This window comes from Halobaculum sp. CBA1158, from assembly GCF_021431925.1.
Taxonomy (GTDB): Archaea; Halobacteriota; Halobacteria; order Halobacteriales; family Haloferacaceae; genus Halobaculum.
The window spans coordinates 257,383-263,782 of record NZ_CP090372.1; the positions used below are offsets into that span (position 1 = coordinate 257,383).

The 6,400-nt window shown below is 68.8% G+C and carries 4 protein-coding genes; all 4 read left to right on the forward strand.

Annotated features, from left to right (window positions below; translation table 11 throughout):
* The first annotated feature begins 90 nt into the window (after positions 1–90).
* From Hbl1158_RS16115 to Hbl1158_RS16130, 4 genes are read left to right on the forward strand one after another with little or no spacing between them, the layout of a single operon-like run.
* Positions 91–3,300: a molybdopterin-dependent oxidoreductase gene (locus Hbl1158_RS16115; protein ID WP_234299672.1), complete on the forward strand. Its 3,210-nt coding sequence runs from the start codon at positions 91–93 to the stop codon at positions 3,298–3,300.
* Positions 3,300–4,481, forward strand: coding sequence for a 4Fe-4S dicluster domain-containing protein (locus tag Hbl1158_RS16120; protein WP_234299673.1), 1,182 nt, complete (start codon positions 3,300–3,302; stop codon positions 4,479–4,481). Before Hbl1158_RS16115 ends, Hbl1158_RS16120 begins: the two co-directional genes overlap by 1 nt.
* Positions 4,482–4,491: 10 nt before the next feature.
* Positions 4,492–5,286 carry a molecular chaperone TorD family protein gene (locus tag Hbl1158_RS16125; protein ID WP_234299674.1) on the forward strand — a complete coding sequence of 265 codons (795 nt, stop codon included), beginning with the start codon at positions 4,492–4,494 and terminating at the stop codon, positions 5,284–5,286.
* Positions 5,283–6,362: an ethylbenzene dehydrogenase-related protein gene (locus Hbl1158_RS16130; RefSeq protein ID WP_234299675.1), complete on the forward strand. Its 1,080-nt coding sequence runs from the start codon at positions 5,283–5,285 to the stop codon at positions 6,360–6,362. Before Hbl1158_RS16125 ends, Hbl1158_RS16130 begins: the two co-directional genes overlap by 4 nt.
* Positions 6,363–6,400 lie beyond the last annotated feature (38 nt).

The window sequence follows — 6,400 nt, forward strand, 5'->3', positions numbered from 1 at the left end:
GTCCCCAGCGCCTCGGAACGAGAGGATCGATTGTGAAGGTGGGAACTAACGCCCGGATATGCACCCGAGTCCGGACGGAGGTGACCCGAGATGGAACTGAGCCGACGCGACTTCGTGACGGCCGCGGCGGCGGGGGCTGTGTCGACGCTGGTGTCCAGCGGGTGGGCCGCGACCCAGTCCGTCGACCCCGTGACCTCGGTCGACAACCCCCTCAAATCATACCCGAACCGCGACTGGGAGGAGGTGTATCACGACATCTACGCGTACGACAGCGTCGACTGGACGGTGTGTCACCCCAACTGCACCCAGTCGTGCGCGCTGAACTTCTACATGAAGAACGGCGTGCCGATCCGCGCCGAGCAGATCTACCACGAGGAGGAGGGCAGCCCGGGCCCCGGGAGCCCCGGCGGCTACGAGCAGGCGAACGTCAGCCGCCATTGGAACCCCCGCGGCTGCATGAAGGGGCTCACCCTCCACCGCCGCACCTTCGAGCCGAGCCGGATCAAGTACCCGCTCGTCCGGAAGGGCTGGGACCCCGAGGACCCGAGCCCCGAGGGCCGCGGCGAGGACGAGTTCGAGCGCGTCTCCTGGGACGAGGCGATCGACCTCATCGCGGAGAAGATGGCGAACCTGGAGGACGAGAAGCGCTTCCACGTGTTCAACGCCATCAAGTCCGACGGCCTGATCACCCGCCACGGGGCCGGACGCCGACTCGCGTCGATCTTCGGCGGCTGCGAGTGGACGGAGTACGACTGGTACGCCGACCTCCCGCCGGGCCACGTGATCACGACGGGGTACCAGACCTCCGACTCCGACGCGTCCGCCTGGCGGCAGGCGGACTACACGATCATGCAGGGGAAGAACCTCATCCACAACAAGCTCGCGGACAACCACTGGCTCCAGGAGACCCGCGAGCGCGGCGGGAAGATGGTGGGCGTCTACCCGGATTACTCCCCGACAGTGCAGAAGTGCGACCGCTGGCTCCCCGTCCGCCCCGGCAGCGACGCGGCGTTCGCGCTCGGGATGGCCCACGTGATCATCGACGAGGAGCTGTACGACGAGGAGTTCATGCGGCAGTTCACGAGCCTGCCGCTGCTCGTGCGCGAAGACGACGGCAAGTACCTCCGCGCACACGAGGTGTTCCCCGACCACGAGCCGCCCGAGGGCGGCACCGACGGACAGGCGGGGCTGGCGCACAACGGCGGCGGCGACGACTGGGGCGACTTCGTCGTGCTCGACGCCGACGGCGAGCCGACGGCGGTCACTCGGGAGGACGTGGGCACGGAGACGCCCGCCGACGCCCGGCTGGAGGTCGACACCGAGATCGACCTCGCGGACGGATCGAGCGTCGGCGTGCAGACGGACTTCGAGCGACAGAAACGGAACATCCTCGACAGCTACGACCCCGAGACGGTCGAGGACATCACCACCATTCCGGCGGACAAGCTCCGACAGACGGCCCGCGAGTTCGCCGACGCCGAGAAGGGCCAGTGGTTCACCGGTGAGGGGATAAACCACTGGTTCCACTCCAACGACGCGCTCCAGCGCACCATCTTCCTCGTACAGTCGATGCTGGGCAACGTCGGCGAGCGGGGTGCGGGCTACTACAACTACTCCGGGCAGTACAAGATCGAACTCCTCGACGGCTACCCAGCCTACGTCAACCCTGACGGGCACTCGGCTCACGGGATGTACCCCGGCTACGCGTTCGCGTTCTTCGGCGGCGAGACCCTCGACCCCCACGAGATCCGCGGCGACTTCGACCGCGACCTCGACTTGGTCCCGCAGGGCGACGCCGACGAGCCCGTGATACCCGAGGAGGCCGACTCCTACACGATGTCGCGGCCGGCGGTCCTGTGGACGATGAACTGCAACCTCCTGAACCAGACGAAACATCAGGAGCACGTCATGGAGAACTTCGTGAAACACCCGGACACGGGCAACGAACTGTTCATCGTCTCGGACATGCACATGACGTACTCCGCCCGCCACGCCGACATCGTGCTCCCTGTGCCGTCGTGGCTGGAGTGCGACTACCCGGACATCACCGTCGGCCCGGAGAACCCGTTCCTGCAGATGGACAGCGGGGTGATGGACCCGATCTACGACACCAAGCAGGACGGCGAGATCTGCGCGCTCGTCGCCGAGAAACTCGACGAGAAGATCCCGCCGGCGGAGCGGAACGTCGACTCCTACCGCGAGTACTTCGCGGAGTTCCTCGACGACGACGGCGACGTGCGCACCTACATCCAGCAGGCGCTCGACGCGGGGATGACGACCCGCGACATCGACGTGGAGGACCTGGAGGACGGTCCCGTCAGACTCCAACTCAAGACGTATCCGCGCGTCCCGTTCTACTCGCAGATCCACGAGGACCGACCGTTCTACACCAAGACGGGGCGCATGGAGTTCCACAAGGAGGAGGACCGCTTCCGCGAACTGGGGCGGGCGGACCTCGACCACGTCGAGAGTCCCGAGGGAACGCCGTACGGTCGCAACAAGAAGTGGGAGGAGGCCAAAGACGAGGAGAATCCCCTCTACCACGACGACGAGTACCAGTTCTACTACAACACTCCCCACCCGAAGTACCGGACCCACTCCTCGTGGGGGATGACCGACTGGAACCTCGTGTGGTCGAGCCGCGACTTCGGCTCGACGAACGCCGACCCCGAGGGGACAGAACGCCTCGTCGACGACTTCTCGTTCCCGACCGGGGACGGCGAGACGAACGACGCGCCGCCGCTGGGCGAGGCGTTCGTCGAGATGCACCCCGAGGACGCCGCCGACATCGACGTGGAGAACGGCGACTACGTCCGCATCACCGGCAAGCGGGGCGACCTCGTGGTGCGCGCGATGGTGAGCGAGCGCCAGCGCCCGCGCTCTGCGGGCGACATGGGTCAGCTCACCATCTGGCACGGCTGGTGGCCCCAGCACTTCCCGGACGACGAGGAGAACGACGACTCGATCACGGGGTACAACGTCACGACCAACATCTGGCTCGACCCCGCCCAGGAGACCGACGACCTCGTCCACAAGGGGGTGTTCGGCGACCCCAACGTCTCCGAGGAGGTCGAGGAGGACCTCGCCTGGCACGGCGCGACGCTCGAGGCGGGGTACGAGGAGACCGTGTGGGCACCGACGGGGACGAACCGCGACGACCTCGTCACCGTCGAGAAGTACGAGGAGGCAGACTGGTGGCCGGGCGACGCCCGCCGCGACGACCTCGTGGAGTCGTACATCGACGGCAGCCTGCAGACCGACGGCGGCAGTAGTGCCGGTAGTAGCGGAGGTGGATCCTGATGCCCGAGGTACACAACCCGCAACTGGGCCGCGAGCACAGCTACCCCTACGAGCGCCGCGAGGAGGAGCGCGACTACCACTGGGGGATGGTGATCAACACGAACCGGTGTATCAACTGCAACACCTGCTCGTTCGCCTGCAAGTCCACCTGGACCAGCGGCGAGGGCGAGGAGTACATGTGGTGGATGAACGTCGAGACCGAGCCCTACGGCGGCTACCCGATGGGCTGGGACATGCGCCTGCTCGACGATCTGGGTCCCGACGAGACGATCTTCGAGGCCGCCGAGGACGGCGAGCAGGTCCGCGGCTACGTCGCCGAGAAAGAGGAGTGGGAGTACCCCGCCCTCGGCGACGACCAGTCCCACGGGGAGTACCCCGAGGGCGACGTCGTCGAGTCCGACCCCGAGAACGAGCAGTACCACGACATGTGGCAGTTCTACCTCCCGCGACTCTGTAACCACTGCAAGAACCCCGCCTGCCTCGCTGCCTGCCCGCGGCAGGCCATCTACAAGCGCGAGGAGGACGGCATCGTCCTGCTCGACCAGGAGCGGTGCCGAGGGTACCGACGCTGCGTGAAGGGGTGTCCGTACCACAAGCCGATGTACAACCCCGAGACGGGCATCTCCGAGAAGCCCGTGGGCTGTTTCCCGCGGATCGAGGACGGCAACGTCCCGCGGTGCGTCTCCTCGTGCATCGGGAAGACCCGCCTGCACGGCAACATCAACCGCGGGCCGGACGGGGGCCACCCCGACGGCGTCTCCTCGGCGGCCGACGGCCGCTCGCCGATCAACTACCTCGTCAAGTCCGACGAGAAGGTGGCGCTGCCGCTGTACCCCCAGTTCGGAACGCGGCCGCAGGTGTTCTACATGCCGCCGTACCACGTGCCGCCGGAGTTCCTGACGCAGATGTTCACGCCGAACGTCGAACAGAAGCGCAACGACTGGCCCGGCTCCACCTACGAGGAGTCGGTGAAGATCGTCCAGCAGCGCGCACGCGACCCGAGCCATCACGTGCTCGGCATCCTCCAGCTGTTCGGCGCGACCACCCGGCTCATCGAGACGTACCGGGTGAAGGAGAACCGCGTGAAGGGGTGGGACCGCAAGGGCAAGAAGGTCGTCGACATGCCCATCGAGGAGCCCATGGAGGTCCGCGAGGGCGAACAGTGGACCAACCAACCGTGAGGTGATCGGAATGACGGACAACTCCACACCCCCGACCGACCTCGAAGCCACCCGGGATCCGCCGGCGGATCCGACCGACCCGGAGGAGTTCGAGGCGATCAAGCGCCACCACGGCTCTCGGGCGGCGCTGTACGCCGTCCTCGCGGGGACGTTCTGCTACCCCGACGGCGACGCGGTCGCGGAGCTGACGGACGAGGAGACGATCTCCGCGATGCGCTCGGCCGCGAACCGCCTCGGCTGCGGCGACGCGGCCGCCGACCTCGCGTCGGCGCTGACCGCCCCCGACTTGGACGCCGAGACGTTCGCCGACGGCTACGACGCGCTGTTCGGCCTCCCCGGCGACGACGGCGAGTACCCGGTCGTCCCGTACGAGGCCGACTACACCGCCCGCGACGACCTCAGCGCAAAACAGCGCCGGATCGCGACCGTCTCCGGACTGCTTTCGGCGTTCGACCTGGAACGCGCCGACGACTACCACGAGCGCCGGGACCACGTCGCCGTCGAGTTGGAGCTGATGCAGGTGCTCGCCGCCCGGCGCGCGATCGTCGAGGCGGACTCCGACGACGACCGGGGCGAGGATCTCGCGCTGGCGGAGGCGACCGTGCTGGAGGAGCACCTCGCGGACTTCCTCCCGGGGCTCGCACACGACATCGGGTCGGCCGCCGGGCGCGAGGGCGTCCCCGAGGCGGCCGCGGACGTGTACGTCGCCGCCGCGGACCTCGCGACGGCGCTCCTGGAGCGCGACCGGGCGGGCCACCCCGACGCGCCGACCGCCGACGCGACGAACGGGGGTGAGCCGGCGTGAGCGATTCGACCGGCGGACTCGGCGGCCCTACCCGGTCGTCGCCCGCGCTCCGCGAGCGACTCGTCGCCCGCGTCGACGCCTCCGCCGCGCGGGGTGCGACCGTGGTGACCGTGGTCGTGCTCGCGGCGCTGCTGTCCGCGCAAGCCGCGCTCGGCGCGGCGGTGACCGGCGGCGCGCAGCCGGTCGCGGCCGTCGACAGCGCGCCGACCGAGCCGAACGCGCTTGCCTGGGAGAACGCCACCGCGCGGACGGTCGAGCTGAACCCCCAGCGGATGGCGCTCCCGTACGGCGGCGGCAGCGTCGACGAGCTCACGGTCGAGACGGCCGCGAACGACACGCACGTCGCCTTCCGACTGACGTGGGAGGACCCGACCGCCGACACGAACATCTCCGAGCCGAACGCCTACAGCGACGCCGCGGCGATCATGCTGCGCCGGGGCGAGCAGCCTCCGATCATGATGGGCGGCGGCGACGCGCCGGTCAACATCTGGTACTGGCGCGCGAGCTGGCAGCACGGCGAGGACGTCGGCGGCGACATGTACACCTACCCGCACCCGTCCGCCGAGACGAAACCCGGGCTCGCGGCCGACAACCCGCTCTCGAAGCAGCGCTACTCGCAGTACGGACAGAACTACTACGCGAAGGGGTACGGCTCGCTGAGCTACGCCGACAGCCAGCCCGTGCGGGCGACCGGTCGCCGGACCGACGACGGCTGGCAGGTCGTGTTCGTCCGCGAGCGCACGGCGGACGGCACCTACGACGCCGGGCTCACCGGCGGCGAGCCGGTCCACCTCGCCTTCGCCGTCTGGAACGGCAGCACCGACGAGGTGAACGGGAAGAAGTCGATCACCCTGCGGTTCAGCCGGCTCCAGGGCGACGAGCTGTCGGTCCCCTCGGACGACTCGGGCGGATCCGACGGCTCCGGCGACGGCACCGCGAGCGGCGAGGCGGGCTCCGGCGGCGACGACGACGGCCTGTGGGTCACCCGGAGCTTCGGTAACGGCGTCGCCGGCGTGGTCGGCGTGGTCGTCGTGACCTATCTCGTGGCGTACCGCTCGATCAGGAAGCGGTCCTGACCGAACCGACTCACCGTCTCACACACCACCTCATCACC